This window comes from Erwinia sp. B116, assembly GCF_002865965.1.
GTDB lineage: Bacteria > Pseudomonadota > Gammaproteobacteria > Enterobacterales > Enterobacteriaceae > Erwinia.
Map to the genome: position 1 here is coordinate 1 of NZ_JRZZ01000006.1, position 737 is coordinate 737.

The 737-nt window shown below is 64.3% G+C and carries 1 pseudogene; it reads left to right on the top strand.

What is annotated here, in order from left to right:
• Positions 1-737 (top strand): annotated as a pseudogene (gene rne, locus NV64_RS23375) (ribonuclease E); the annotation flags it as partial.

Here is a 737-nt window from a genome sequence, read left to right on the forward strand (position 1 = left end):
GATGATGTCGCGCAGGTCGAGGCGCCGCGTCGTGAACCGCGTGCCGAGCGTAAACCCCGTCGTCAGGATGAAACGCAGCAGCCGGTGCAGGAAGAAACCTTCGTTGCTCCGGTAGCGGTGGATGAGGCCGATCAGGAAGAGAACGTCCAGGTTCTGCCGCGCCGTAACCCGCGCCAGCTGAACCAGAAAGTGCGTATCGAAACCGCTGAGCAGACGGCGGCCCGCGCCTTCCAGCCGGAACCCGCTGACGAAACCCCGACAGCCCAGCCTGCCGACGTAACGCCGGTTGCTGAAACGGCAGAAAGCGACGATCGCGAAGGCAACACCATGCCACGCCGTTCACGTCGTTCACCACGCCACCTGCGCGTGAGCGGTCAGCGCCGTCGTCGCTATCGTGATGAGCATCACCCGACGCAGTCACCGATGCCGCTGGCTTCAGCTGGCGCTTCGCCGGAAATGGCCTCAGGTAAAGTATGGGTGTCTTACCCGGTGGCTCCGGTAACCGATGGCGATCATCAGCACGAACAGTCCGTCGTACCGGCCTATGGCCACGCCGACGTGGAAGACGCGGCGGATGATGTTGCTGCCGTTGCCGTCGCCGAAACCGTTGCCACCGCGGCGATCCCTGCCGTTGAGCAGGCCGAAGCTGAAACAGCTGTAGTTGCACCAGAACAGGCTGAAGCCCCGGCACCGGTTGCGGCACCTGCCGAAGCCGAAGCTCAGGCACCGGTTGCGGC